We start from the raw sequence: 24,533 nt of genomic DNA on the forward strand, positions 1-24,533 counted from the left end.
CACGGCGATGATGGACAGGTCCAGGCCGGAGGCGCCGAACCAGTCGTGGAACAGCCGGGAGGCGGTGCCGTCCTGGTACATCGCGGTGATCGCCCGGTTGACCGCCTCGCAGCCCTCGACGTCGCCCTTGCGCATGCCGACGCCCGACCGCTGCTCGTTGAACTGCGCGTTGACCAGCCGCAGCCCGGTCCCATCCTGGGTGGCCAGGCCGGCCAGGATGACGTCGTTGGTGGTGATGGCGTCGACCCGGTCCGCCTTGAGCGCGGCCAGGCAGGCGGCGTAGTCGGGCACCGGCACCACCTGGGCCGCCACCTTGCGCTCCTCGACCACCCGCTGGGCGGCGTTGGCTCCCTGGACCTCGCAGATGCGCCGCCCCTTGAGGTCGCGCACGTTGCGGATGCCGGTCTCGTCCTTGCGCACCAGGATGTCCTGATAGGAGATGTGGTACGGCCCGGCGAACAGCACCTTCTGCTTGCGGTCCATGCTGATCGTGTAGGTGGCCACGACCAGGTCGGCCCTGCCGGAGGTGAGCACCCGCTCGCGGTCGGCCGCCAGCACCGGCACGAACTCCGCCTTCTTGCCGAGCTTGCGGGCGATGTAGCGGGCCACGTCCACGTCGAAGCCCTCGAACGTCCCGTCGGCCTTGCGCAGGCCGACCGAGGGCAGGTCCGGGCGCACCCCGATGACGACGGTGTCCTTGTCCAGGGCCGACTCCTGCCCGCCGGTGCCACAGGACCCGGCGAGCAGCGCGGCCACAGCCAGCACCACCAACGGCAGCCGCTTCATCGGTACTCCTTCAGCCGGGGCCAGACTCCCGCGAGGACCAGCAGGCCGATGCCGCCGATCGCGAACGGGAGCAGCCGCCACAGGTTGTCCAGCGCGCTCTGGCCGGCGCCGACGGCCCGCTCGAACACCTTCTGGTGCCGCTCGGCGATGGCCAGCAGCGTCTTGTCGTAGGCGTCGAACGCCTCGCGCACCGGACCCAGCCGGGCGGCGACCGCCTCGCTGTTCCGGCCGCTCATCGCGAGCGCGCGGAATCTCGTGTCGGCGGCCTGGAAGGCGGTGAACGCCTCCAGCGCCCGCCGGCCGTCCGGTCCGCCGAGCTGGGCGCCCATCAGGCCGAGGTAGCCCCCGCTCCCGCCCCGGACCGCGGCGTGGTAGGCGTCGAGGTTGCCGGCCGGCAGGTAGAACACGGTCTGCGCCTTGTCCAGATAGGTGTGCTCGTAGGTGTCGGCCCGCACCTTGTCCAGCAGGAAGCGGCTCTGGTCGCCCTGCATGCTGTTGCTGATGGCCCGCGCCCTGGCCACCGTGAGGATCGAGTCGAACCCCTCGGACTTGGCCGCTCGGAGGTCGCCGGTGTTCTGCCCGAGCACGTTCATCCCGGAGACGAGCGCGACGGCGGTCACCACGGTGGCGGCCAGCAGCGCGGGCCCGAACACCCGGCGGAACCGCCGGGTCAGGAAGACCTGCAGCCAGATCAGGCAGCCGAGCGCCAGCAGCCCCGCCACGACCACCGCGGCCCGCACGGCGGGCACCGTCAGGTTCTTGTCGTCGTAGGTCTCGCGGACGATCGTGCCGTTCTCGAGCGTCAGGTTGTACGCCTGGGGCAGCAGGACCCGCCGCATCAGGTCGGTGGCCTGCCGGTAGATCTCGACGACCTCGTCCGGCGGCGGCCCGGCGGCGTGACCGGCGCGGGTGTCGAGCAGCAGCGCCTGCCCGGCCAGCCGCTCGTAGCGGCCGAGCCCGTCGAGCACCGACTGCACGGTCCGCCGCTCGGCCGGGTCGTCGCCGGACAGCTCGAACGCCTTCATGAGCGCCTGGTTGGCCTCGGAGCGCCGCTGCTCGTACCTGGCCAGGGCGGCCCGGCGCTGCTGGCCGTACTCTCTGCCCATCAGCAGGGCGTCGGCGACCTGGGCGTCCATGTCGCTGAGCCCGAGATACAGGCCCGCGGTGGCGACGACCTGAGGGCCCGCGTCGCGTCCGATGACCCGCAGCCCGTCACCGGCGCTCGCACTGCCGACGGCCAGCGCGGCGAAGAGCAGGGCGAGCGAGGCGACCGTCACGCCGGTGATGACCCGGATCCGGCCGGGCACGCTGCGGCGGCGGGCCGGCGCGGCCGGGGGCCGGGTCTGGACCACGGTCACGGCGTGCCCTCCCGGATGGTGATGACGGTCCACGCGCCGACGTGGATCCGGTCGCCGGCGGCCACGGGGACGGGCACGTTGACCGCGACCGGCTTGCCGTTGACCCGGGTGCCGTTGGAGGAGCCGGGGTCCACCAGCGTCCACGAGCCGTCGTGCTGGGCGAGCAGCACCGCGTGCAGGTGGGAGACGCCCGGGTCCTCCGGCGGGCCGGTCAGGTCGATCTCCGGCCGGGCGTCGCGAGCCCGGCTGCGCCGCCCGATGCGCACCTGCTCGCCGGCCAGGGCGAAGGAGCGCTCGGGACAGTACGGCGGGAACGCCACGGCGCTCGCGTCAGGCCCGCCCTGGGCGATGATCTCGTCGTAGTAGGCCCGGTCGGCCGAGGTGACCGCCTCCCAGCGAGCGCCGGTGGACGGCACCTGGACGGGCGTGCCGCCGCTGTAGTCGTGGCCGCACACCTCGCAGAACTGCCCGGCGCGCGGCGTCCGGCAGATCGGGCAGCTCTCGGCGCCCGCCTCCGCCGGAGCCGAGGCGGGCGAGGCGGGCGAGGCGGGCGAGGCTGGCGAGGCGGCGGGGGCCGGGGCGCCGGCCATCTGGCTGCCGCAGGTGTCGCAGTAGTCGTCGGCGCCGGACGCGTGGCCCTGGGGGCAGATCGCCATCAGCTGCCCTCCCCGTCCTTGCGCAGCCGGCTGGTACGGACGGAGCCGGTGTCGAGCTCGATCTCGTCGGCCTTGTCCACGCCGCGCCGCAGCCGGGCGGTGCCGCTGTGCGGGTCGACCTCGACGACCTTGTCCAGCAGCCGCGCGGTGTCCGAGCGGCCCGACTCCGTGGCCAGCTGCCTGGCCTTGGCCAGGCGGGCGGTCGCGACCTCGACCTGGCCGGCGGCGCGCGCGCTCAGGCCGTCCTGGATCAGCTCGTGCAGCTCGGCCTGGCCGGTGTAGTGGGCGACCTTCCGGTTGATCTGGGTCGAGGCGGCCAGGTCGTCGGTCCACTGCGCGAGGACGTTGCCGCTGGCGAGGACCTCCTGCGTGTCGGGCCGCAGCAGCTTCACCCAACCGGCCCGGATCTCGCTGCCGACCTGGCCGGGCGGCACCTCGACGCACAGGTGGTACTCGCGTTCCTCCGCGCCCCAGGAGCCGGTGGGGTAGTCGCCGGTCAGCGGGTTCACGTCGGTGCGCTTGCCGGTCAGGTCGAGCAGCGTGGGGGAGACCTGCTTGACGAACTTGAGCGTCGCGGTCTGCGGCACCCACACCCGCATCACCAGCTCGGCCAGCGTCTTGCTCATCGACGTCTGGGTGATCTTGCGGAAGAAGTCGGCCAGGTCGCCCTGGTTCCTGACGAAGTCGAAGGTGCCGAGCAGCGCCTCGGCGACCTTTCGCAGCTCGCCGGGCGCCCAGTCGGCGCCCACGCCGAGGCTGTCGCAGACGAACGCGCCCTCACAGCGGGCCAGCGCGGCGGCGAACACGTCGGCGCGCTCGTTGTTCTGCCCGTCGGTCATCAGGATGGCGTGCCTGATCGCGTTGGGATGGGCGGCCAGCAGGTCGGCGGCCAGCAGCAGCCACTGCCCGATGGACGTGCCGCCGTTGGCGCTCAGCCGGCCGATGGCGTTCTGCGCCTCGGTACGGGTGGCGCGCGAGGCGCGGACCAGCTGCCGGCCATGCGGGTAGATCACCCTGGCCGTGTCGGTCCCGGACACCACGGCGAAGAACACGCCGTCACGCAGACTCTGCACGGCCGTCGCCGCGGCCTGCCGCGCCTCGCGGATCTTTCCGCCGCTCATCGAGCCCGACGTGTCCACGATGATCACTTCGGCGGCCTCGGCGGGGGTGGCGGACGTCGTGGTGACCGCTCCGGTGGAGCCGATGGTGAGGATGGCGTGGACCTCGCGCCCGTCGGTGGACAGGAACTTGTTCTGGTCGATGTGCAGGCTGAAGGTGGGCTGGTCACCCATGCGGTCCTCCTAGGGGGATCAGGACGATGGTCACGTTGTCTTGGCCGCCGGAGTCGAGCGCGTGGCGCAGCATCGCGCGGGCCATCTCGAGCGGCGTGCCGGACCGGGGGAAGGCGTATCCGGCGAGGTAGCGCCAGAGGCCGTCGCTGCAGACCAGCAGCAGCCCCGGTCCCGCCGGGGCCAGGGTCCGCACGCGCGGCTCGACGTCGCCCGCGTCGGCGCCGAGCCAGGCGGTGATCTCGCCGGTCGGCGCGGCGTCGTCCTCGGTCAGCTGCTCGCCGGTCGGCTCCGCGCCGGTCGCGGCCGGTGGCGCGCCCACCGGGCGGGTGTCGTCGGTGGTCAGGGGCTCGACGACCCGGCGGGTGTCGTCGGTGGTCAGGGGTTCGCCCGCGGGCAGCCAGTAGGCGCGGGTGTCGCCGGCCCAGCTGATCGTGATCTCGCCGCCGGTGACCACCGCCGAGACGTACGTGCAGGCGGGGGCGTGCTCCACGGAGCTCGCCAGCTTGGTCACCGCGTGTCCGGCCAGCTCGAACGCCTCCACGGCCGAGGCGCCGCGGGCCAGGGCGGCGGCCGCCGTCTCCACCGCCACGGCCGAGGCCTCGTCGGCGCGCGGCGAGCTGCCCACGCCGTCGCAGACCACCGCGACGGTCGCCGTGCCGGTGGACAGCAGCGCCATCGCGTCCTCGTTGCGGGCCCGGCGCAGGCCCTTGTCGGTCACCCCGGCCGCGCCGCCGGCGAGCTCGATCTCGGCGTGGTCGCGGCCGGTGGGCTGGCGCAGGCCGCACCGCTCGCAGTAGCCGTCGGCGTCCACGGCGGGCGCGCCGCAGCCGGCGCAGGCCGGGGCGTCGAGCCGCTGGCCGCACGCCTCGCAGAAGGAGTCTCCGGCCAGCACCGGAGCCTCGCAGACCGGGCAGTTCACAGCCACGTCCTGGGGCGTACGGCGTTGGCCTGGTCGATCAGGGCGTGCCGCTCGTGGCGGGAGTCGGCGGCGACGGCCAGCTTGCGGAAGATGCCCTCCAGCCGTCTGCGCACGCCGGGTTCGGTGAAGGCGGCGCCGGCCACCTTCAGCCCGGCGGGCGGGGAGCCCGCGGTGTCCAGCCAGGCCAGCGCGGTCTGGAGCAGCTCGGCGGTCATCGACTCGCGGCGGCGCGGGGCCAGGTCGGGCAGGCGCTCCAGCCGGTCGGCCGCGGCGGTCAGCTGCTCGGGCCGGACCGTGTCCGGCCGGGGCTGCCTGGCGACGGACGCCACGAGGGCGAGCTGGGCGGCGATCCGGTGGCTCGAAGTCGCGGGCACCTCGTCGAGCACCGCCACCCGCCCGGCCCGGGCCAGCCCGAAGGCGGCGCTGACGTGGCCGTGGTCGGTCCGCCACACCGTCTCGTACCAGCGGACCGGGTTCTGGCCGGAGCACTCCAGGGCGAAGGCCAGTGCCAGCTTGGCCGCGAGCTCGCCGGGCAGCAGGGAGACGCACGCGTCGAACAGCGGGACCGCCCGCGCGGCCTGGCCCTGGGCCAGGGCCAGCACGCCGCGATACCAGGTGACGCGCCAGTCGCCGGGCAGCGTCCGCTCGGCCTCGTCCAGGGCCTGGACGGCCTGGTCGGAGCCCTGTTCGGCGAGCAGCCTGGCCCTGGTCAGCAGGGTCTCCGGCGTCCTGGCCATCGCCGCCACCTGGGCGACGAGCTCCTCCGGCTCGTGGCCGACCAGACCGGCCAGCGCACCGGCCGCCGGATCCGCCGGGTCCGCGAGCGGCACCGGCAGCGCCTCGGCCGCCTCGCGCGGGTCGAGCGGGTCGAAGATCGTCCGTTGGTCGGCGGACAGCGCCGCCCCCGCCGCGACCCGCTCGGGCCCGAACAGCGGGGAGTGCGCGGGGTAGGGCACGCCGTCGGCGATCGCGCTGACCTCGCGCAGCACGCCGACGAGCTGGGCCTCCATCTCCTCCGCGCTCTGGAACCTGGCGTTCGGGTCGGCCGCGGTCGCCCGCCGGAGCAGCCGCGCGAAGGACTCGTTGCCGCAGTCGTCCGGCAGCGGGGCGGGCACGCCGCCCTTGGCCGGGCTGAACGACGGGATGGCCAGCACCGCGAGCGTCCTGGCCACGGTGTAGAGGTCGGAGGGCACCGACGAGGGGTGGGTGTCCAGCTCGGGCGCGTGGTAGCCGACCGTGGCCCACGACGTGCCGGGCGGCGAGCCGAGCCGCTGCACCGCGCCCAGGTCGATGAGCTTGAGCCGCTTGCCCACCCGGATCACGTTGGCGGGCTTGAGGTCGCAGTAGACCAGGCCCTGCTCGTGCAGGTAGCCGAACGCGCGCAGGACCTCGCGCCCGTACATGAGGGCCTCGCGCAGCGGCAGCGGGCCCTTGCGGCGCAGCTCGTGCAGTGACTGGCCGCCGACGTACTCCATGACGATGTAGCCGAGCCCGGCCGAGCGCTGGAAGTTGAAGATCTTGACGATGTTCGGGTGGTCGACGGTGGTGAGGAACCTGCGCTCGGCCTCGGCGGCAGCCAGGGCCTCGGCGTCGGCGGTGTTGAGCAGGCCCTTGAGCACCACCCAGCGGCCGTCCAGGTTCTCGTCGGCGGCCAGGTAGATCCAGCCGAGGCCGCCGTGGGCCAGGCAGCCCAGCACCCGGTACTGGCCGGCGACCAACTCGTCCTTGCCCAGCTTGGGAGTGAAGGAGAACTGCGTGCGGCAGTGGGGGCAGAACCCGTCGGGTAACCCGGGCCGCCCCTGCCGGGACCGTCCGACCGGCTTTCCGCAGGCCGGGTTGGCGCAGAACCGCTTCTCCTCGGCCACCTGCGGATCGGCCATGATGGCGCTCGCCGGGTCGCGGTAGGGCACCGAGGGCAGGTCGGCGAGCTCGGCGAGCACCCCCGCCCGGGACCGTCCGCTGCTGACGGGGCTCGTCATGGGCCGGCTCACCGGCCGGGTGTGCGGAGAGTCGCCTGCCGGGGACGACGAGGAGGCCGCCACGGGCGGCGGCGCGGCGCTCTCCGCGTGACCGCACAGGTCGCAGTAGCCGTCCTCGATGGTGCCGGTGCAGCCGGGCTGCCGGCAACTGGTCATCGTCCGCCTCCGTTGATCGAACTCTGGTAGAGGGCGACGGCCTCGGCCGCCTTCGTCAGGTCGCAGGGGGCGGTCCACAGGAGTGACCGCGCCCGCTCGTACAGCCGGGCGGCCTCCTGGTCCTCGGCCCGGCCCTTGCGCACCGCCATCGCCTGGCAGGCGCCGAGCCGCCCGCGTAGTTCGTCTCGCCGGGCCACCAGCCCGTACAACGCCTTCGCCGTGGTGCGCGCCTGGTCGGCCGCCTCTCGCGCGGCCCGCTCCAGGGCGGTCAGCCGGGCGGCCCGCCGCAGCCAGCCCTCGGTCGAGACGTCCAGGGCGTCGAGCTCGCCGGTCAGCTCGGACATCGCGCTCCTGGGGGCGGCCTGCGGAGGCAGGGCGATCTTGACGACCACCGCGCCGTGGGCCAGCCGGGCATCGCTCTCCGCGGCCCGTACCCGGTCGAGCGCGGCCGCCAGGTCCTCACGCCGCCTGCCGTACTCCTCCCTGGCCCGCAGGGCCTGTTCCAGGTCGGCGCGGCAGCGGGCGAGCAGGGTGGTGATCCGGTTCAGCTCGTGCTCCGCCGGGGGCGAGCCGAGCGGGTCCTCCAGGGCGGCGGCGCGCATCCGGCTCAGCTCGTCCGCCGTCAGGTCCAGGTCGAGCGGCTCGCCGAGCCGATCTCTCAGGCCGGTCACCGTCCGCAGGTCGGTGGCCGCGGCGTCGAGGCCCGGGAGGGCGGCCGACCAGGCGGCGTCGATCTCCGCCAGCGCGTCCGTGGCCTCCTGGAAGGCCGCGTCCATCCGGAGCACAGTCTGGTCGAGGGTGAGCCGCTCGTCCGTCGCGGGTAACAGGGAGCGCTGCTCGACGGGCTTGGCGGCGGCCTTCAGCACCACGGACGGCCCGGCGAGCAGCGCCGTCAGCTCGGCCAGTTGCTCGGCGCCCATCCGGCTGCGCGTGGCCCTGATCCGCTCGGCGTCCCGGAGCACGCCCCGGTAGGCGTCGTGGAGCACCCAGAGTGCGGCCAGCGCGGCCTGCGCCGAGGCCCACCGCCGCTGGGTCGCCCCGCGCAGGGACGAGCCCTTGAGCAGTTGGTACGTGGTGTGCGACTCCAGGTCGAGCAGGTCTCCCGAGATGCGGTCACGCTCGTCGGCCCGGGCGCGCAACGCGTGTTCGGCGCCCTCCCTGCTCATGGGTGGTCCCAGACTCATCACGCTCCCCGTGAACCGGGCCCCCGATACCCGCTCAACCCGGACAACGGCCGCCGTATCGGGTTGGTTCCTGCGTAGTACTCGGCGAACCCTGACTTGTCCCTGATTCAACCCTGTGTCGCCTGCAAATGACTTAAATGATCTCTTATTGTCACGGACATGGGACGCATCATCATGGTCGCCGCGGTCATCGTCGCCGCGCTCTTCCTCCTCGGCCCTCTCGTGGGCTTCGTCTTCACCCTGCTCAAGTGGGTGCTCATCCTCGGCGCCGCCGCGCTCGGCGTCGTGCTCCTCACGAAGTGGTTCGCCAGAACGTAGCTTCCGCTCGCATACCGGCGCATAGTGGGTTGATGGAGGCGCGGCCCGCGGTCGACGACGCCGCGCTCGGGCGCGAGGCCCTGTCCGTGCTCGAGGCGAACTGGACGGGCGCCGCCACGGTGCCCGCGCCAGGGCTCTACCCGCACCAGTGGAGCTGGGACTCCGCCTTCATCGCCATGGGGCTGGCCCGGTACCGCCCCGACCGCTCCCGTGCCGAGCTGCTCAGCCTGCTGCGGGGGCAGTGGGCCACCGGGATGGTCCCGCACATCGTCTTCCACACCCCCGAGGCGTACTTCCCGGGGCCGTCCGTCTGGCGCTCGCATGACCACGACGCCGCGCCGCGGCTGCTGACCTCGGGACTCACCGCCCCGCCGCTGCACGGGCTGGCCCTGTGGTGGATCTACCGGCACACCGGCGACGCCGACTTCGTCCGGCGGGCCTACCCGGCGCTGGCCGCGCAGGACGGCTATCTCGCCGCCGCCCGCGACCTGGGCGGCGCCGGGCTGGCCGCGATCGTGCATCCCTGGGAGTCGGGCATGGACGACAGCCCTGTCTGGGACTCCGCGCTCGCCGCCCTGCCCGAGATCAGGTACGGCTACCGCAACGTCGATCTGGACGAGCGGCACCCCGACAGCGACCACGACCGCTACGTCTGGCTGGCCCTGCGCTACCGCAACGCCGGCTACCGGGCCGAGTACCTGCGGGACGAGCACCCGTTCGCCATCGAGGACCCGATGTTCAACGGGATCTGGCTCGCCTCCTGCCAGGCCATGGCCGAGCTGGCGCCGCTCGCCCAGGCCGACCCCGCGCCGCACGCCGAGCGGGCCGAGCGCATCAGGCGGGCCCTCCTCGACCGCCTCTGGGACGGCTGCTTCTACGCCCGCGACCTGCGGGCCGACCGGCTCATCCGGGTCCGCACCGTCGGCGGGTTCGGCCCCCTGCTCGACCCGGGGCTGCCGGGCGAACACGTCAGCGCGATCGTCGAGATCCTCGAGTCGGCGCGGTTCATGGGCGCGACCGGCTACCCGGTGCCCAGCTGCGAGATCCGCGCCACCCAGTTCGACCGCACCCGCTACTGGCGCGGCCCCTCCTGGGTGAACACCAACTGGCTGCTGCGCCGGGCGGCCGCCGTGCACGACCTCGCGCCGCTGCGTGAGCAGCTCACCAACGGCACCCTGCGGCTCGTCCGGCAGGCGGGCTTCCGCGAGTGCTTCGACCCGTTCGACGGCAGCGGCCGGGGGTGCCGTGACTTCTCCTGGAGCGCGGCGCTCACCCTGGACCTGCTCGCGGATACCGTTGGGGCATGAGCTTCCTGCGCCGCCTGCCGTCCGACGTCCGCAAGAGCCTGGCCATCGAGCCGGGGGAGCGGGTGCTGACCTTCGCCGGCGCCGACGGCGGCTATGTGGTGGCGACCGATCGGGCGCTGTTCCTGTCCGACGGGACCCGCGTGCCGTACGAGACGATCGACCGGGCGAGCTGGGACGACGAGGGGCTGCGCGTGGTGACCGCGGACGGTCGGTCGCACCGTGAGCGGGTCGGCGAGCCGCGGCTGCTGCCCGAGACCCTCCGCGAGCGGGTCAACTCCACGATCGTGGTGAACAAGCGGGTCCTGCTGCCCCGGGGCGGGGTGCGGCTGGTCGCCCGGCGCAGGCCCGGCGGCGAGGTGCTCGGCTGGACTCTCGTCTTCGACGACGGTCTCGACCCCGACGACCCCGGACTTCGCGCTCAGGCGGAGCAGGCCCTGGAAGGAGTGCGGCGCAGCATGGGCGTGTGATGGCACACGCCCATGCCGCGCCCGGCCGTCAGTAGGGGATGCCGGTCTTGCCGGCCTGCTGTTCGGCCTTGTGCGGCTCGGGTCGGTCCTTGGGCCAGCCCGTGCCGTCGTCCTGCTGCTCCTTGTCGCCCAGGAACGGGATCCGATGCTGCAGTGTGTCACCCACCCTGTGTCTGGCCACGTCGGCCGCCTTCGACACCTGCGCGCCGACCACTCCCGCGGCCCCCTGGACCCTCGGGTTGTCCGCGACACGCTGGGCCGCTTGTTTGATCTGTTCATAGCGCTCGCGGCCGGCCTTGCTGCCCAGCACGTAACCGACAGCCAGCCCGACAACGAATGTCATTCGATAGCGCATTTTGCACCTCCGCTGTCTCCGGCTCTACCCCGATCAGGATGCGACACGCACTCCCCGAGTGCGCTAATGTAGTCGTGCGCCGACCGGAGGGGCCCTAACCCCCTGCAGGCAGCGCAGATGTTCGATCCCGCGTAGCTCAACGGCAGAGCAGCCGGCTGTTAACCGGCAGGTTATAGGTTCGAGTCCTATCGCGGGAGCTGTGATCAACTAAGAGGTTGGTAGCTCAGGCCCTCTCACCGGCAACAGGTGGGAGGGCCTGAGTCGTTCCGGGAGCCAGCATCACGGCCCTGACGCCAGGCGCGCGGCCGGGCAGCCTCGCGGCTGGCCCGCTACCCGGTGGGTGGGACGACGGCGGACGGGCAGGCCGGATGTGTGGATGGGCCGGCGCATGCTCACCATCCTCGGTCGTGCTTGAACTTCTCTGGATCTGAAAAGTACTGAGCAACGTCACTCGTGGCCTTGACGACAACGGGGTCCTCAAAGGGCGCGGGCCATATCTGAAGGTAGTGGTCGTCGACGCCGTCCTCCCTCGCGCCTTCCCAGTCCATGTCCTTGACGTGATACCGCATGCGGTAGGTCCCAGGCCCAGCATGGAGAGGAGGAAGGGGACACATCACAACGTCGTCATGGGCGAACCCGCTCATCTCCACTTCGCCCGACCTGGACACGTAGCTGATTTCCACGATGTCCTCATAGGTGGCGAGATCTGCCCCGGGGTCCCGGTCGGCGATCGTCACAGTGAAGTCGGCAGGCCCCCGCTGATGGGTGATGCGGAGGGTGACCCAACCCTTCTCGACCTCGATGAACCCAACGGACTGGGCTGGTGTGTCGGCATACCCGTCGAGTTCCCTGTCCTGCAGACCGGCGATGCCGCAGTCGGCGACTTCGACTGTCAGACGTACGGTGCGAGTCTCGTCGCTGCTCATGAACGGGGAGCGTAAACGCCACCACTGACAAGATCGTTTGAAGTCCTCGCGAGTTAGCCCTGTGCCAAGGCCTGATCGGCTGAGGGATCGAAGGGGGCCAAGTCGGGAGCCACGCCAGGTGAACGGGCTGGATCCAGGACGGGGGCAGTCGTTCCGGGAGCCGGTGAGATCGCCGCCGCGGGCGTCAGGAGGTCAGGGCGCCTCGGCCGGTGGGGGTGTGGGCTCCCACCCGGGCCTCGCCGCCGCAGTGGCGGCAGACCAGCAGCGGATCAAGGGGCTGACCACAGGAGTGGTGCCACCGGACGGGAGGATCGTCGGGGTGCAGGTGACGATCGCCCCACTTCATCAGCGCGATCAGGACGTCGCACAGCTCCACGCCGGCAGGCGTGAGGTGATACTCGTGCCGGACGGGATGATCGTTGTAGCGTTCGCGCTGGATGATCCCACCGTCCTCCAGCTTGCGGAGCCGGGTGGTGAGGATGTCGCGGGGCGCGCCGGTGTTGCGGACGATCTGGTCGAAACGCCGGACGCCGTAGCTGAGCTCGCGAATGGCGAGCAGGCTCCACCGCTCGCCGACCAGGTCCAGGGCGTCGGCGATGGAGCACTCGCGCGGTCGTGCGTCCTTCGGCATGCTGCGCAGCTTAGCCGGGGTGGATATCGGGCCTGACCGGGTCGTGATCAGAGCCTCTCGATGACAGTGGCGTTGGCCATGCCGCCGGCCTCGCACATGGTCTGCAGGCCGTATCTGCCGTCGCGGTCCTCCAGGGCGTGGAGCAGGGTGGTCATGATGCGGGCGCCGCTGGCGCCCAGCGGGTGACCGATGGCGATCGCTCCGCCGCGCACGTTGACCCGGGACGGGTCGGCGCCGGTCTCCCGGGCCCAGGCCAGCACCACCGAGGCGAACGCCTCGTTCACCTCGAACAGGTCGATGTCCGAAAGCGTCAGGCCGGCGCGGGCCAGGACCTTCTCGGTGGCCGGGATGATCGCGGTCAGCATGAGGAGCGGGTCGTCGCCCACGACGGCGAAGGAGTGGAAACGGGCGCGCGGCCGCAGCCCGAGCCGTTCGGCGGTGTCGGCGCCCATGACCAGCACCGCGGCGGCGCCGTCGTTGATCGGGGAGGCGTTGCCCGCGGTGATCTTCCAGCCGATCTCCGGGAAACGGCCGGCGATCGCCGGGTCGTGGTAGGCGGGCTTGAGACCGGCGAGGATCTCCGGCGAACTGCCCGGGCGGATGGTCTCGTCGACGCCGGCCCAGGTGACCTCCCGGTCGAACTCGCCGTTCTTCCACGCCTCGGCGGCGCGCCGATGCGACTCGCACGCGTAGGCGTCCAGTTCGGCCCGGGACAGGCCCCATCGGGCGGCGATCAGTTCGGCGCTGACGCCCTGCCCGACCAGGCCGTCCGGGTAGCGCCGGGCCGTCATCGGGCCGAACGGGTCGCTGCCCGGCAGGATGGCCGAGCCCATCGGGACCCGCGACATCGACTCGACACCGCAGGCGATCGCGATGTCGTACGCCCCGCTCCGCACGCCCTGCGCGGCGATGTGCAACGCCTGCTGGGACGAGCCGCACTGCCGGTCGACGGTCATGCCCGGCACGCTCTCGGGGAACCCGGCGGCCAGGACGGCCGTACGGGTGATGTTGACGGCCTGCTCGCCGGCCTGCGTCACGACGCCGCCGATGACGTCGTCCACCAGCGCCGGGTCGATGTCCGCCCGTTCGACCAGCGTCTGGAGTGTGCGGGCGAGGAGGTCGACGGGATGATCGTCGTGCAGCACCCCTCCCGGCTTGCCCCTGCCCACCGGAGTGCGAACCGCTTCTACGATCACCGCGTCGCGCATGATCCCGCCTTCCTTTCGTCGTCGAACTCGCTGTGCCGGGCTGGAGAGAACAAGGCTCACTCCTTCACATGGGCCGTACCAGGCGCAGTTGCCTGGCGCTGCCGAGATGGTCGCCGTCCGGTCCCCAGGCGTCGATGCCCTCGTCGACCCAGCCGTCGGCGCTCGCCCGATGCGTACGGGCCCGCAGCAGGACCCACGGTGAGGCGGTCCGCAGGAGTCCGATGGCGGGCCCGACGGCGAACTCCACGGTGGGGAGGAGGGCGAGCTCCGACAGGACGGCCGCGTAGGAGGGCGCCAGGCCGTCCATCAGGAGTGCCAGCCGGTGGACGTCCGGCGGCTCGTCGTCCTCCAGCAGCCTGATCCACGCGGTCAGCTCGGGCTCGGCGCCGCCCGCGTACGGCCGGTTCGTTCCTCGGGGACCTCGATCCTGAACTCGCCGCCGAGCGGCCGAAGACAGCGGGCCGTGACGTTCTGGAGCAGCGCGCCGGGTGCCCGTTCCGCCATCGCGGTGGTCAGCAGGGCGAGGGTCAGCCCACCGTGGACGCCGCCGGAACCCCGCAGATGCGCGCCGGTCTCGATCAGATCTTCCAAGGGGGCCGCTCGCAGCAGCGCGCCGGGAGGAGTCACGAGCCGCTCCGGACCGGATGCGCGTGCCTGGGGCCGGTCCGGCCGGCGGGGAGGGGCAGGGCCGCGAGCGCAACGGCGCAGGTGTTCAGGACCCAGAGGGCGGCCGGAGTGCCTGGGGGACGCAAGAGCAGCCTCCGAGTTTGATTTTCCAACTAACTGGCACGTGGACGATATCGCAGTCAGTTGGAAAAAACAACTGACTGCGCGGGTCGTCACCGCCAGTCCGGCGCGCCCTGAAGTCGAGCGGTGATGTCACGCTTTGTATCTCTAAGGTCACGCGATTTTCCATTTGCCGGGACAAACCTGGGATCACGAGGAAGGATGGGGAAGTCGTGCCCGGGAAGGGCGCGGCAGCCGCGGGCATCCATGTGGGCGGTGTGGAAAGGGCGCCGCCGGCAGGAGGGCGTCGCCGACCCGGAATCGGCGGGGTGCTCCGTCTACCAGAAAAGTGCTGGTTACTGCGTGCGTACCTGGATCAGGTCCCTGCGTTCCCTCGATGCCATCGCCGTGCCCACCGTCGACCGGGCGATCGACCTCCGTGAGGCGGAGCGTTTCGTCAGGCTCTTCCACGAGGAGAATCCCGCCGCGGGCGACCCGCGGCCACGGGTGCGGGAGGTCGCGGGCGAGATCGCCCGCCACGGCACCTACACGCACACCTACGAGGAGTTGCAGTTCGGTGCGCGGGTGGCCTGGCGCAACAGCAACCGCTGCATCGGGCGGCTCTACTGGCGGTCGCTGAAGGTGCGTGACCGCAGGCAGGTCCGCAGCGCCGAAGGTGTGGCGATCGAGTGCGTGGCCCACCTGCGCGAGGCGACGGGTGAGGGGAGGATCCGGCCCACGATCACCGTGTTCCCTCCCGACGCGCCCGGGGCGCCGGGGCCGCGGGTGCTGAACGAGCAGCTCATCCGCTACGCCGGATACCGCGACGCCGACGGCGCGATCACCGGCGACCCGCGCTACGTGGACTTCACCAAGCGGGTGCGGGCGCACGGCTGGCGCGGCGCGGGTGGCCGGTTCGACGTGCTGCCGCTGGTCGTCCAGACCGCCGAGGGCGGGCGACTGCTCTGCAACCTGCCCGGCGACGCCGTGCTGGAGGTGCCCATCGTCCATCCGGAGTACCGGTGGTTCGAGGAGCTAGGGCTGCGCTGGCACGCCGTGCCCGCGATCTCCAACCTGTGCCTGGAGATCGGCGGCCTCTGTTACCCGTGCGCGCCGTTCAACGGCTGGTACATGGGCGCGGAGATCGGCGCCCGCAACCTGGCGGACGTCACCCGCTACGACCAGCTTCCGGCGGTGGCCGAGCGGCTCGGCCTCGACACCTCGACCGAGCGGTCGCTGTGGCGCGACCACGCGCTGGTGGAGTTGAACGTGGCGGTGCTGCACTCGTTCGAGCGGGCCGGGGTGACGATGACCGACCACCACACGGAGTCGGCCCGCTTCCTCACGCATCTGGCCAGGGAGGAGAAGGCGGGGCGCGTGTGCCCGGCCGACTGGTCGTGGATCGTCCCGCCCATCTCGGGCGGGGTCACGCCGGTCTTCCACCGCTACTACGACAACCGCGCGCTCACGCCCGCCTACGTCCACCACCGCTGAGGAGCCCGCCTTGCGTCCGAGGGATAGAACATGGTTCTGTTACTCCATGGCTGAACTCGTTCTCTCCTCGGTCGATCGCGGCGTGCTCACCCTGACCTTCAACCGCCCCGACCGGCTCAACGCCTGGACGGACGCGATGGGGCGGCGCTACTTCGATCTGCTGGAAGAGGCCGAGAAGGACCCCGAGGTGCGGGCCGTCGTGGTGACCGGCGCCGGCAAGGGCTTCTGCTCGGGGGCGGACTTCCAGATGCTCAACGACATCCAGACCGGCGCGTACGACGAGGAACCCGACCCCCGTCCCAACACGTACCCGACCACGATCCGCAAACCGATCGTCGCCGCGGTCAACGGCGCCTGCGCCGGGCTCGGCATGGTGCACGCCCTCGTCTGCGATTTGGTGTTCACCGCCGCCGAGGCCAAGTGGACGACCGCCTTCTCGCGCCGTGGCCTGGTCGCCGAGTACGGCCTGTCCTGGATCCTGCCGCGGATCATGGGGCAGCAGCGGGCGATGGACATCCTGCTGTCCGGCCGCACGTTCACCGGCGCCGAGGCGTTCGAGCTCGGGCTGGTCAACCGTGCGGTGCCGGGAGAGTCGCTGCTGACCGAGGCCCAGGACTACGCGCGGGAGCTCGCGGTGCACAGCTCGCCCGCGTCCATGGCGATCATCAAGCGCCAGGTCTGGAACGACTGGAACGTCACCCTCGACGCGTCGGCCAAGACCGCCGTGGAGGAGATGGTCACCTCCTTCGGCCGGCCCGACTTCGCCGAGGGCGTGGGCAGCTTCCTCGAACGCCGTCTGCCCGACTTCCCGCCCCTCTAGACGGACACTCCTCCGGCGCGGCGCCGCGGGGAGGAGCGGTCCGGTCGGCGGCGGGTCAGAAGGCGACGGGTGAGGCGCCGGCCGAGGGCACGGCGGTGAGGAACCGAGGGGCCTGCCAGCCGCGCTCGGTGTAGGCGTCCTCGACGGACCGCCGGACGGAGTCGAGGCGGTCCTCGGCGACGAGCGCGACGGCGGACCCGCCGAAGCCACCGCCCGTCATGCGGGCGCCGCGCGCCCCGCCGCGCAGTGACGCCTCGACCGCGAGGTCCAGTTCGGGCGACGACACCTCGTACTGGTCGCGCAGGGACAGGTGCGAGGCGTTGAGCAGGGCGCCGATCTCGGTCACGGCGCCGGCGCGCAGCAGGCCGACGAGTGCCTCGACCCGGTGGTTCTCCGTGACGACGTGCATGACGCGCCTGCGCTCGGCGCCCTGCAGCCGGTCGAGGGCCCCGGCCAGGTCGGTGACGTCGCGCAGCGCGGCCACGCCGAGCTTGCGGGCCGCCGACTCGCACTCGGCCCGGCGCTTGGCGTACTCGCCGCCCGCGTGTTCGTGGTGCACCCGGGTGTCGATGACGAGCAGGCGCAGGCCGTGGGCGGCCAGGTCGAGCGGGACCCTGCGGTGGCCGAGCGAGCGGCAGTCGAGGAACAGCGCGTGGCCCTGCTCGCACAGCGCCGAGGCGGCCTGGTCCATGATGCCGCACGGCATGCCGACGAAGTCGTTCTCGGCGCGCTGTCCGAGCAGGGCGAGCTCCATGGGCGTCAGGCCGAGGTCGTGCAGGTCGTTGAGGGCGGCGGCGACGGACACCTCCAGCGCGGCGCTGGAGCTGAGCCCGGCGCCCTGCGGGACGTCGCCGTCGATCGCGATGTCGGCGCCCGGCACCTGGTCGCCCAGCATCGCGAGCACGCCCACGACGTAGCGGGTCCAGCCCTGGGCGTCGCCGTGCTCGGCGATCGTGATCGGGCCGGGGGAGGACTGGAGCGACAGCAGGCGGATCGTCCGGTCGGCGCGCGGGCTGATGGCGGCCGTGACGCCCCAGGGCACCGCGAACGGCAGGACGAAGCCGTCGTTGTAGTCGGTGTGCTCGCCGATCAGGTTGACCCGGCCCGGCGCGTGCCAGACCGTCGCCGGATCCGCGCCGAAGGCCGTACGGAAAGCTTCAACAACGCGCATAACCGAACACTCCTCAACAATCGACCTTCCGTAGACTAGCGCGAGTGGAGGAACTGCTGGATCCCGCGACCACCTCCGTCCGGGTGCTGCTCAAGCACGACGACAACAAGACGCGCAAGCTCAGGTACAACCTGGGCCACGCGCGCGTGCTCACCTTCGGCGGCGCCTACTCCAACCACATCCGCGCGGTGGCCGCGGCCGGTCGGCGGCACGGCTTCGAGACGATCGGGGTGATCCGCGGCGAGGAGCGGCTGCCGCTCAACCCGTCGCTCGCCTACGCCGCCGCCTGCGGGATGACGCTCACCTATCTCGACCGGGCCGCCTACCGGCTGAAGGACACGCCTGAGGTGCTGGCGCGGCTGCGGGAGCGGTGGGGGGAGGTGTTCGTCCTGCCGGAGGGCGGCAGCAACGCGGCGGCCGTGCGCGGCTGCGCCGAGCTGCCGGGAGAGATCGCGGACGACTACGACGTGGTCTGCTGTCCCGTGGGCACCGGGGGCACGCTGGCCGGCATCGCGGCGGGGCTGCCGCCCGGCAAGCGGGCGATCGGGTTCGCGGTGCTGAAGGGGGCGGGCTTCCTCGTGGACGAGGTGGCCCGGCTGCAGCGTGAGGCGTATGGGCGGGTCTGGGACAACTGGTCGGTGGACCTCGATTACCACTTCGGCGGGTACGCCCGGTCAACACCCGCCTTGGACGGATTTATCGCGAAATATCAGGTGGAGGGGGTGTACGTCGCGAAGATGCTCTACGGCCTGGTCGATCGCGTACGGCAGGGCGCCTTTGCCGACGGCACCCGCGTCGTCGCCGTCGTCACCGGTCAGCCCTCGGTCCCCGTCTCGCTGTGCGGCGCCCCGACCGGCTTCGACTCGGGTGACCCGCGCTGGCGCAGGTAGATGGAGAGCGCCACCATCGACAGCACGGCCAGCAGCTCCGACTGCCAGTTCTGCAGGGACCGGTTCCAGAACTCCGGCGAGGTGATGTACGCGCCCCAGGAGATCGGGTCGCGCAGGTCGGTCAGCCGTTCGGCGTTGCCGGCCGCCAGTCCCGACACCGACTGCGCCAGCCACGACAGCACGAAGACGGTCCCCATGGTGAGCCCCAGCGAGTTGCCGAACAGGTGGAGCCTCAGCCCGGTCGACTTGGCCCACGCCGGGGAGCGGGGCTTCGCGTACGGGCCGACCAACTGCTCCTCGTCCGAACCGGGGCCCTCCTCGCCGGGCTGCTTCGACTCCGGCGACCCCTTCTGGACCAGCCAGACCGTGAGCATGATGAACAGCAGGAACTGGAGGTATTCGGACTGCCAGTTCTCCGACACGTCCACGGCGAACGGCGACGACGTCACGTACGCGAGCAGCGAGACCGGCTGCAGGCCGTTGACCAGCTGCTGGTCGTTGAACTCCAGCATGCCCGCGACCGCCTGCCCCGCCAGGGCGAGCACGAACAGCGTCATGAACGTCAGCGAGAGCGCGTTCTCCCGGATCCATCTCACAGATGAGCCACCCCCAACGCGAAGAACCACACCAGGCCCGCCACGATGATGACCAGGGTCAGCACGAACACGACGCGCATCAGTCCTCCAGGGCGCAGTCGTAGGGCAGGTCGCGCTCCGGCTCGCACCCGGCCGCGCGCACCCGCCAGCCGTCGGTGAACCGGTGCAGGAACACCGTGTCCCCGGCCAGCCTCACCACGGCGTCGTCGCCCCACACCTCGACCGAGGTGACCCGGCCACCGGGCCCCAGCCGCAGGTCCCCGAGGGCCGTGGCGCACGTCTCGCCGGGGTCGGGCAGCTTCCTCGCGGCCTGCCGGGTCAGCATCGCGCACGCGGCCTCGTCCTGGTGCGCGGCCACCGCGGTGTGGAACCGCGCCGCCGCGCGGGCGGGAGCGGCCGTGTCCACGGCACAGCCCGCGGCGAGCAGCAGGGCGAGTGCCGCGAGGGCGGTTCTCATGCGCCGCATCTACCCATCCAGAAACGCGGCACTCTGGAGCGGACGGCAAGAGTCGGCTGGCGTGCCGTTGGGGAACTGGCATCCTGTACGGATGCGGCAAGTGACTGTCCTCGGCAGTTGTGGTGCGTTTCCCGAGCCGGGCCGTGCCTGCAGCGGGTTCGCGGTCGACTGGGACGGTTACCGGCTGCTGCTCGACCTGGGCTACGCCACGTTGCCGCGGCTGCTCGCGCACTGGCCGGATGGCGCGGTGGACGCTGTCGTCGTCACCCACGAGCACCCCGACCACTGCATCGACCTGCACGGGTTGTTCCGGATGCGTTTCTACGGCGACCCCGGTGGCCCACGGCTGCCGTTGTACTGCCCGCCGGGCGTGCTCGACCGGCTCAGCGGGTTGGAGCCCGACGTCGACCTCCACGCGGTCTTCGACGCGCATCCGCTGCCGGGCGGTCACCAGGTGGGGCCGTTCGCCCTCACCGGATTGTCGCTGCCGCACTACGTGCTCAACGCCGGCATCCGCCTGGAGGCCGACGGGGTCGTCCTGGCCTATACCGGCGACACCGGCCCGACTCCCGCGCTCGCCGAACTCGGGCGCGACGCCGACCTGTTCATCGTCGAGGCCACCGACCGCGACGGCGAGGCCGACCGCCCCACCCGCAATCTGCTCACCTCCACGGAGGCCGGTCACTGGGCCCGCCGCTCCTGCGCACGCCGGTTGATGCTCACCCACTTCTGGCCGGGCAACGACCGGGCCGCCTCCGTGGCCGCCGCCCGGAAGGAGTTCGGCGGTGAGGTGCTGGCGGCCGAGGAAGGACTCATTGTCCCGCTCGGTTGATCAGCCCCGGTGAACGTTCGTGGTCATCCCACTAGTCGAGTTGGTCGAGGATCGGCGTGACGAGCGCGTTGAGCTCGCGTACCAGCACCACCAGGGCTCGCTCGGCCGACTCCTCGACCTTGTCGTGCGGCCCCTCCGGCTCCGGCGGCAGGTCGTCGAGCGGCACCGGCACCTCGACCAGCAGGGTGGCCCGCAGGAACGGGATCCTGGCCAGGTCCTGCTGCGTCGGCTCGACGTACTGGCCGAACGTCTCCTGCCAGCCCAGCCAGCCGCGGTCGCGCCACCAGGCGCGCGAGCGGGTGAGCTCCTCGGGAAGCGGCGAGACCAGCCTGACCCGCGCGTTCAGGGTGCCGTCCCAGGTGTTGCGGTGGCACGTCGCCTCAAGGACGCGCCGGTCCCAGCGCACGTAGCCGGGGTTGAGCGACGGCGGGGTGGCCAGCCGCCAGGCCGCGCAGGCGAACCTGACCGGCGCGATGTCGCCCCACTCGAACTCTTCGAGGTTCTTGCGTACGTGCACGGCATAGCGCCCGCCACGATCTCTGTCGAACTCCTGATCGATCCAGAACGCTCTACCCATGGGCACTACGCTACGGCCCTCCACCGGCTCCCGGCGCGCGCACACCAAAAGAGCGCGTTCGCCGCAAGCCACGGCTTGACCGGCATCCGGCCTTGTCTTGCATTAAATGACCAGATAGTCTGATTTAGTCAAATATTTGAGGTGGGGTGGAATGGTCAAGGCGGGACGGCCGCCGCAGGATCCGGCGCGCCAGCTGGAACGCGCGCACCGGATCCTCGACGCGGCGGCCGAGCTGATCGAGCGCTGGGGCTACGACAAGACGACGATCGACGACGTGGCCAGGCAGGCAGGGGTCGCCAAGGGCACCATCTACCTGCACTGGCGGACTCGTGACGCGCTCTTCGCCGCGCTGCTGCGCCGCGAGCGGCTGCGCATGCTCGAAGGGGTGCGCGAGCAGGCGCCCGCCACGCTGCGCGACCTGGTCCGGGAGCTCAGCGTGGAGCTGGTGCGCAGGCCGCTGATGAAGGCGATCCTGCTGGGCGACTCGGAGGTGCTCGGCAAGCTGAACCGGCAGAAGCGGCACAGTGAGACCACGCCGGAGCTGGCCGCGGCCTTCGAGGAGTATCTCGGCGAGCTGCGCGAGCAGGACGCCGCCCGCGCCGACCGCACGCCGCGCGAGCAGCTCACGGTGCTCGCCGCCGTCCTCTACGGGTTCCTGTTCACCCGCAACAACCTGCCGGAGAGCATGCGGATGCCGGACGACCGGCTCATGGAGCTGATCGCCGAAACCGCCGACCTCGCCGTCGGCACGGGCGTGACGCCGTCCGGCGCCGCCTCGCACGCCATCGCGCGGGCCACCGCCCGCTATCTCGACACCGTGGTGGAGATCGCGCGAAACAAGCTCGCGACCTCCCTGGGCTCGTAAGGAGCGTGTCACGTGGAGGCCTTAGTCCTTCCTCTGGACGACCCCGCCGCCGATCTCGCCACGGCGGGCGGCAAGGGCGCCTCCCTGGCCAGGCTGGCCGGGGCCGGACTGCCCGTCCCCGGCGGGTTCCTGATCACCACCGCCGCCTACCGCGCGTACGTGGCGGACTTTCACCACCGGATCGTCGAGGCGGCGGCCCGGGGCGACGCCGGCCGGATCGCGGAGCTGTTCGCCGCGCACGACGTGCCCGCCGCGCTCGCCGCCCGGATCCGCGAGGCTCACGCCGGGCTGGGCGACGACGTCCCCGTGGCCGTGCGCTCGTCGGCCACGGCCGAGGACCTGCCCGGCATGTCGTTCGCCGGGCAGCAGGACAGCTTTCTCAACATCAGGGGCGAGGCGCTGCCCGACGCGGTCCGGCGCTGCTGGGCCTCGCTGTGGAACGCCCGCGCCATCGCCTACCGCGAGCAGAACGGCGTGGCCCACGACGACGTCGCGCTGGCCGTGGTGGTGCAGGAGCTCGTCGACGCCGACGCGGCCGGCGTCATGTTCACCGCCGACCCGGTCACCGGCGCCCGCGACCGGACCGTGATCAACGCCTCGTGGGGGCTGGGCGAGGCCGTCGTCGGCGGCCACGTCACCCCTGACACGATCGTGGTGACCGCCGGCGCCGTCACCGAGGCTCGCGCCGGCGACAAGACCGTCATGACGGTACGCACGCCTGACGGCACCACCGAGCGGCCGGTGCCCGCAGATCTTCGAGAGGCGCCCGTCCTGGACGAGGCGGAGGCCGTCCGGCTCGCCGTGATCGGCTCGCGCGTCCAGGAGCTGTACGGCACGCCGATGGACGTGGAGTGGGCCAGGCGCGCCGGCGAGTTCCACATCCTCCAGGCCCGGCCCGTCACCGGCCTCACCGAACAGGTCGAGGAGTGGAACGACAGCCTCAAGGGCGACTACCTGTGGACCGGCGGCAATCTCGGCGAGGCCATCCCCGACGTGATGACGCCCGTCACCTGGTCGTTCGTCCGGCTGTTCATCCAGGAGGCGATGTCCGCCTCGGCGCTGCCCGGCTTCGACCTGGTCGGCAACATCGGCGGCCGCTTCTACATGAACCTCAGCGTGATCCACTCGGTCGCCGCGGCGCTGGGCATGCGCCGCAGGCTCGGCGCGGTCGAGCAGGTCTTCGGCAGGCTGCCGCCCGGACTGGACGTGCCGCTGCTGAAGGTCTCGCGCTGGGAGATCATCAAGCGGGTGCTGCCCATGGCCGTCCGGATCCGCGGGCGGGTCCGCGCCAACCTGAGGGAGATGCCCGCCTTCCTGGCCACCGCCGAGCGGCGCGGCCAGGCCGTCCGCGACCGCATCGCGGCCACCACGGATCCGGCCGAGCTGGCCGGCCTGTGGGGGAGCGACGTCGAGCCGTACCTCGTCACCGCCTCCCGGATGCTGGAGGCGGCCGGCCGGCAGGGCGGCACGACGCTCGTCTTCACCCGCGACCGGCTGCGCGCGATGATGGGCGACGTCGACGCCGAGGCGATGCTCACCGGCGTCAACACCGGCGGCGAGCTCGCCAGCCTCGGCCCCGTCATGGGCCTGAGCCGGCTGGCCAGAGGCGAGATCGACCGCGACACGTTCGCCCGCGTCTACGGGCACCGGGGGCCGCACGAGTTCGAGGTGTCGATCCCGCGCCCGGGGGAGGACCCCGCCTGGATCGATCGCGCGCTCGCCGGCCTGCGCGACCTGCGCGACGACACCGCCGCGCTGCTCGCCCGCCAGCAGGAGGCCCGCGACGCCGCCTGGGCGCGGTTCGCGCGCCGTTACCCGCGCCAGGAGGCCAGGATGCGCGCCCGGGTGGCGCGCTGGAACGCGGTCGTCCGCGACCGCGAGACGACCCGCTCGGAGGTCATCCGCGCGTTCTGGGCGCTCCGGGCGTTCACGGTGCGCGCCGGGGAGCTGACCGGCCACGGCGACGACCTGTTCCACCTCTATCTGGACGAGATCCTCGCCGTCCTGCGCGGCTCCGCCGAGCCGCTCGCCCGGATCCCGGTGCGGCGCGCGACCTACCTCAGGTACGCCTCGCTGCCGCCGTACCCGGCGCTGATCGTCGGCCACTTCGACCCGGTCCGCTGGGCCGCCGACCCCGGCAGGCGCGCGGACCTCTACGACGCGCGGGGCGGCGACGTGCCCGTCAGCGACACCGTGACCGGCTTCCCCGGCGCCCCCGGCGTCGTCGAGGGCGTGGCCCGGGTGCTGTCCGGCCCGGAGGACGGCGACCGGCTGCGGCCCGGCGAGATCCTGGTGACGACGCTGACGAACATCGGCTGGACGCCGATGTTCCCCCGGGCGGCGGCCGTGGTGACCGACCTGGGCGCGCCCCTGTCGCACGCCTCGATCGTGGCCAGGGAGCTGGGCATCCCCGCCGTGGTCGGCACCGGCAACGCCACCATGCGCCTGCGCGACGGCGACCGGGTCCGGGTGGACGGCGAACGGGGCACGGTGGAGTTGCTCGGCTGAAAAGTCTCCGCCAAGTCGGCCGTCACCGTCCGCGGCCGTGGCGCACCATGGCCGC

At 72.2% G+C, this 24,533-nt stretch carries 26 protein-coding genes and 1 tRNA gene; 10 read left to right on the top strand and 17 right to left on the bottom strand.

Annotation, left to right across the window (positions count from 1 at the left end):
- The 7 genes from IEY82_RS10165 to IEY82_RS10195 form a co-directional block, all read right to left on the bottom strand.
- On the bottom strand, positions 1 to 786 hold a 786-nt coding region (locus IEY82_RS10165; protein ID WP_189123778.1), incomplete at its 3' end, for a glutamate ABC transporter substrate-binding protein.
- Positions 783 to 2,144: a GlnX family signal transduction membrane protein gene (locus IEY82_RS10170; RefSeq protein ID WP_189123779.1), complete on the bottom strand. Its 1,362-nt coding sequence runs from the start codon at positions 2,142 to 2,144 to the stop codon at positions 783 to 785. The genes IEY82_RS10170 and IEY82_RS10165, both read right to left, overlap by 4 nt.
- The gene (locus IEY82_RS10175) at positions 2,141 to 2,800 is read right to left on the bottom strand and encodes an FHA domain-containing protein (protein WP_189123780.1); all 660 of its coding nucleotides are present in this window, start codon (positions 2,798 to 2,800) and stop codon (positions 2,141 to 2,143) included. Before IEY82_RS10175 ends, IEY82_RS10170 begins: the two co-directional genes overlap by 4 nt.
- A complete protein-coding gene (locus tag IEY82_RS10180) occupies positions 2,800 to 4,092 on the bottom strand; it encodes a vWA domain-containing protein (protein ID WP_189123781.1) in 1,293 nt (430 codons plus the stop codon). The genes IEY82_RS10175 and IEY82_RS10180 overlap by 1 nt, the downstream gene beginning before the upstream one ends.
- Positions 4,085 to 5,017 (bottom strand): PP2C family protein-serine/threonine phosphatase, encoded by a 933-nt coding sequence (locus IEY82_RS10185; protein WP_189123782.1) that lies wholly within the window; start codon positions 5,015 to 5,017, stop codon positions 4,085 to 4,087. Before IEY82_RS10185 ends, IEY82_RS10180 begins: the two co-directional genes overlap by 8 nt.
- Entirely contained in the window at positions 5,008 to 7,146 is a 2,139-nt protein-coding gene (locus IEY82_RS10190) for a serine/threonine-protein kinase (protein ID WP_189123783.1), read from the bottom strand. The genes IEY82_RS10185 and IEY82_RS10190 overlap by 10 nt, the downstream gene beginning before the upstream one ends.
- Positions 7,143 to 8,312 carry a hypothetical protein gene (locus tag IEY82_RS10195; protein ID WP_189123784.1) on the bottom strand — a complete coding sequence of 390 codons (1,170 nt, stop codon included), beginning with the start codon at positions 8,310 to 8,312 and terminating at the stop codon, positions 7,143 to 7,145. The genes IEY82_RS10190 and IEY82_RS10195 overlap by 4 nt, the downstream gene beginning before the upstream one ends.
- Positions 8,313 to 8,489: 177 nt before the next feature.
- Between IEY82_RS10195 and IEY82_RS10200 the strand changes: the two genes are divergently transcribed.
- The 3 genes from IEY82_RS10200 to IEY82_RS10210 are packed head-to-tail and all read left to right on the top strand — an operon-like array spanning position 8,490 to position 10,422.
- A complete protein-coding gene (locus IEY82_RS10200; protein WP_189123785.1) occupies positions 8,490 to 8,648 on the top strand; it encodes a hypothetical protein in 159 nt (52 codons plus the stop codon).
- A gap of 32 nt (positions 8,649 to 8,680) precedes the next feature.
- The gene (locus IEY82_RS10205) at positions 8,681 to 9,955 is read left to right on the top strand and encodes an amylo-alpha-1,6-glucosidase (RefSeq protein ID WP_189123786.1); all 1,275 of its coding nucleotides are present in this window, start codon (positions 8,681 to 8,683) and stop codon (positions 9,953 to 9,955) included.
- Positions 9,952 to 10,422, top strand: coding sequence for a hypothetical protein (locus IEY82_RS10210; RefSeq protein WP_189123787.1), 471 nt, complete (start codon positions 9,952 to 9,954; stop codon positions 10,420 to 10,422). Before IEY82_RS10205 ends, IEY82_RS10210 begins: the two co-directional genes overlap by 4 nt.
- A 28-nt stretch (positions 10,423 to 10,450) precedes the next feature.
- On the opposite strand, the gene IEY82_RS10215 is transcribed toward IEY82_RS10210, so the two are convergent.
- Complete coding sequence (locus IEY82_RS10215; protein ID WP_189123788.1) at positions 10,451 to 10,777, bottom strand: YtxH domain-containing protein; 327 nt, start codon at positions 10,775 to 10,777, stop codon at positions 10,451 to 10,453.
- Between the two features lie 125 nt (positions 10,778 to 10,902).
- Here IEY82_RS10215 and IEY82_RS10220 point away from each other — a divergent pair.
- Positions 10,903 to 10,974, top strand: a tRNA-Asn gene (locus IEY82_RS10220).
- Between the two features lie 195 nt (positions 10,975 to 11,169).
- Here IEY82_RS10220 and IEY82_RS10225 read toward each other — a convergent pair.
- The 5 genes from IEY82_RS10225 to IEY82_RS40285 all read right to left on the bottom strand — a co-directional run bounded on the left by IEY82_RS10225 (position 11,170) and on the right by IEY82_RS40285 (position 14,169).
- Positions 11,170 to 11,703: a hypothetical protein gene (locus tag IEY82_RS10225; protein WP_189123789.1), complete on the bottom strand. Its 534-nt coding sequence runs from the start codon at positions 11,701 to 11,703 to the stop codon at positions 11,170 to 11,172.
- 184 nt (positions 11,704 to 11,887) lie between these two features.
- On the bottom strand, positions 11,888 to 12,334 hold the full coding sequence (locus IEY82_RS10230; RefSeq protein ID WP_189123790.1) for a winged helix-turn-helix transcriptional regulator: 447 nt from the start codon (positions 12,332 to 12,334) through the stop codon (positions 11,888 to 11,890).
- Positions 12,335 to 12,381: 47 nt separating this feature from the next.
- On the bottom strand, positions 12,382 to 13,542 hold the full coding sequence (locus IEY82_RS10235; RefSeq protein ID WP_189123791.1) for a thiolase family protein: 1,161 nt from the start codon (positions 13,540 to 13,542) through the stop codon (positions 12,382 to 12,384).
- Between the two features lie 64 nt (positions 13,543 to 13,606).
- Positions 13,607 to 13,999, bottom strand: coding sequence for a thioesterase family protein (locus IEY82_RS40280; RefSeq protein ID WP_372459700.1), 393 nt, complete (start codon positions 13,997 to 13,999; stop codon positions 13,607 to 13,609).
- Positions 13,912 to 14,169 (bottom strand): acyl-CoA thioesterase domain-containing protein, encoded by a 258-nt coding sequence (locus tag IEY82_RS40285; RefSeq protein ID WP_372459701.1) that lies wholly within the window; start codon positions 14,167 to 14,169, stop codon positions 13,912 to 13,914. The genes IEY82_RS40280 and IEY82_RS40285 overlap by 88 nt, the downstream gene beginning before the upstream one ends.
- A gap of 462 nt (positions 14,170 to 14,631) precedes the next feature.
- Here IEY82_RS40285 and IEY82_RS10245 point away from each other — a divergent pair, with 462 nt between their 5' ends.
- Positions 14,632 to 15,762 (top strand): nitric oxide synthase oxygenase, encoded by a 1,131-nt coding sequence (locus IEY82_RS10245; protein ID WP_225262567.1) that lies wholly within the window; start codon positions 14,632 to 14,634, stop codon positions 15,760 to 15,762.
- A 46-nt stretch (positions 15,763 to 15,808) separates the two neighbouring features.
- Positions 15,809 to 16,582, top strand: coding sequence for an enoyl-CoA hydratase-related protein (locus IEY82_RS10250; protein ID WP_189123794.1), 774 nt, complete (start codon positions 15,809 to 15,811; stop codon positions 16,580 to 16,582).
- 55 nt (positions 16,583 to 16,637) lie between these two features.
- Here IEY82_RS10250 and galK read toward each other — a convergent pair whose 3' ends face one another.
- Entirely contained in the window at positions 16,638 to 17,753 is a 1,116-nt protein-coding gene (galK, locus tag IEY82_RS10255; protein WP_189123795.1) for a galactokinase, read from the bottom strand.
- A gap of 44 nt (positions 17,754 to 17,797) precedes the next feature.
- On the opposite strand from galK, the gene IEY82_RS10260 reads away from it, so the two are divergent.
- Positions 17,798 to 18,643, top strand: coding sequence for a 1-aminocyclopropane-1-carboxylate deaminase/D-cysteine desulfhydrase (locus tag IEY82_RS10260; RefSeq protein WP_189123796.1), 846 nt, complete (start codon positions 17,798 to 17,800; stop codon positions 18,641 to 18,643).
- Here the strand turns inward: IEY82_RS10260 and IEY82_RS10265 are convergent.
- Complete coding sequence (locus tag IEY82_RS10265; RefSeq protein WP_225262569.1) at positions 18,568 to 19,239, bottom strand: DUF6766 family protein; 672 nt, start codon at positions 19,237 to 19,239, stop codon at positions 18,568 to 18,570. The genes IEY82_RS10260 and IEY82_RS10265 overlap by 76 nt on opposite strands.
- Positions 19,240 to 19,318: 79 nt before the next feature.
- Positions 19,319 to 19,696 carry a hypothetical protein gene (locus IEY82_RS10270; RefSeq protein ID WP_189123797.1) on the bottom strand — a complete coding sequence of 126 codons (378 nt, stop codon included), beginning with the start codon at positions 19,694 to 19,696 and terminating at the stop codon, positions 19,319 to 19,321.
- A gap of 91 nt (positions 19,697 to 19,787) precedes the next feature.
- On the opposite strand from IEY82_RS10270, the gene IEY82_RS10275 reads away from it, so the two are divergent.
- A complete protein-coding gene (locus IEY82_RS10275) occupies positions 19,788 to 20,528 on the top strand; it encodes an MBL fold metallo-hydrolase (protein WP_189123798.1) in 741 nt (246 codons plus the stop codon).
- 31 nt (positions 20,529 to 20,559) lie between these two features.
- Here the strand turns inward: IEY82_RS10275 and IEY82_RS10280 are convergent, their stop codons facing one another.
- Positions 20,560 to 21,105: a hypothetical protein gene (locus IEY82_RS10280; protein ID WP_189123799.1), complete on the bottom strand. Its 546-nt coding sequence runs from the start codon at positions 21,103 to 21,105 to the stop codon at positions 20,560 to 20,562.
- Positions 21,106 to 21,256: 151 nt separating this feature from the next.
- On the opposite strand from IEY82_RS10280, the gene IEY82_RS10285 reads away from it, so the two are divergent.
- Positions 21,257 to 21,970: a TetR/AcrR family transcriptional regulator gene (locus tag IEY82_RS10285; protein WP_189123800.1), complete on the top strand. Its 714-nt coding sequence runs from the start codon at positions 21,257 to 21,259 to the stop codon at positions 21,968 to 21,970.
- Positions 21,971 to 21,982: 12 nt separating this feature from the next.
- The gene (locus IEY82_RS10290) at positions 21,983 to 24,478 is read left to right on the top strand and encodes a PEP/pyruvate-binding domain-containing protein (protein WP_189123801.1); all 2,496 of its coding nucleotides are present in this window, start codon (positions 21,983 to 21,985) and stop codon (positions 24,476 to 24,478) included.
- The last annotated feature ends 55 nt before the right edge of the window (positions 24,479 to 24,533 follow it).

Origin of the sequence: Nonomuraea cavernae (genome assembly GCF_014646355.1) — a bacterium.
GTDB lineage: Bacteria > Actinomycetota > Actinomycetes > Streptosporangiales > Streptosporangiaceae > Nonomuraea > Nonomuraea cavernae.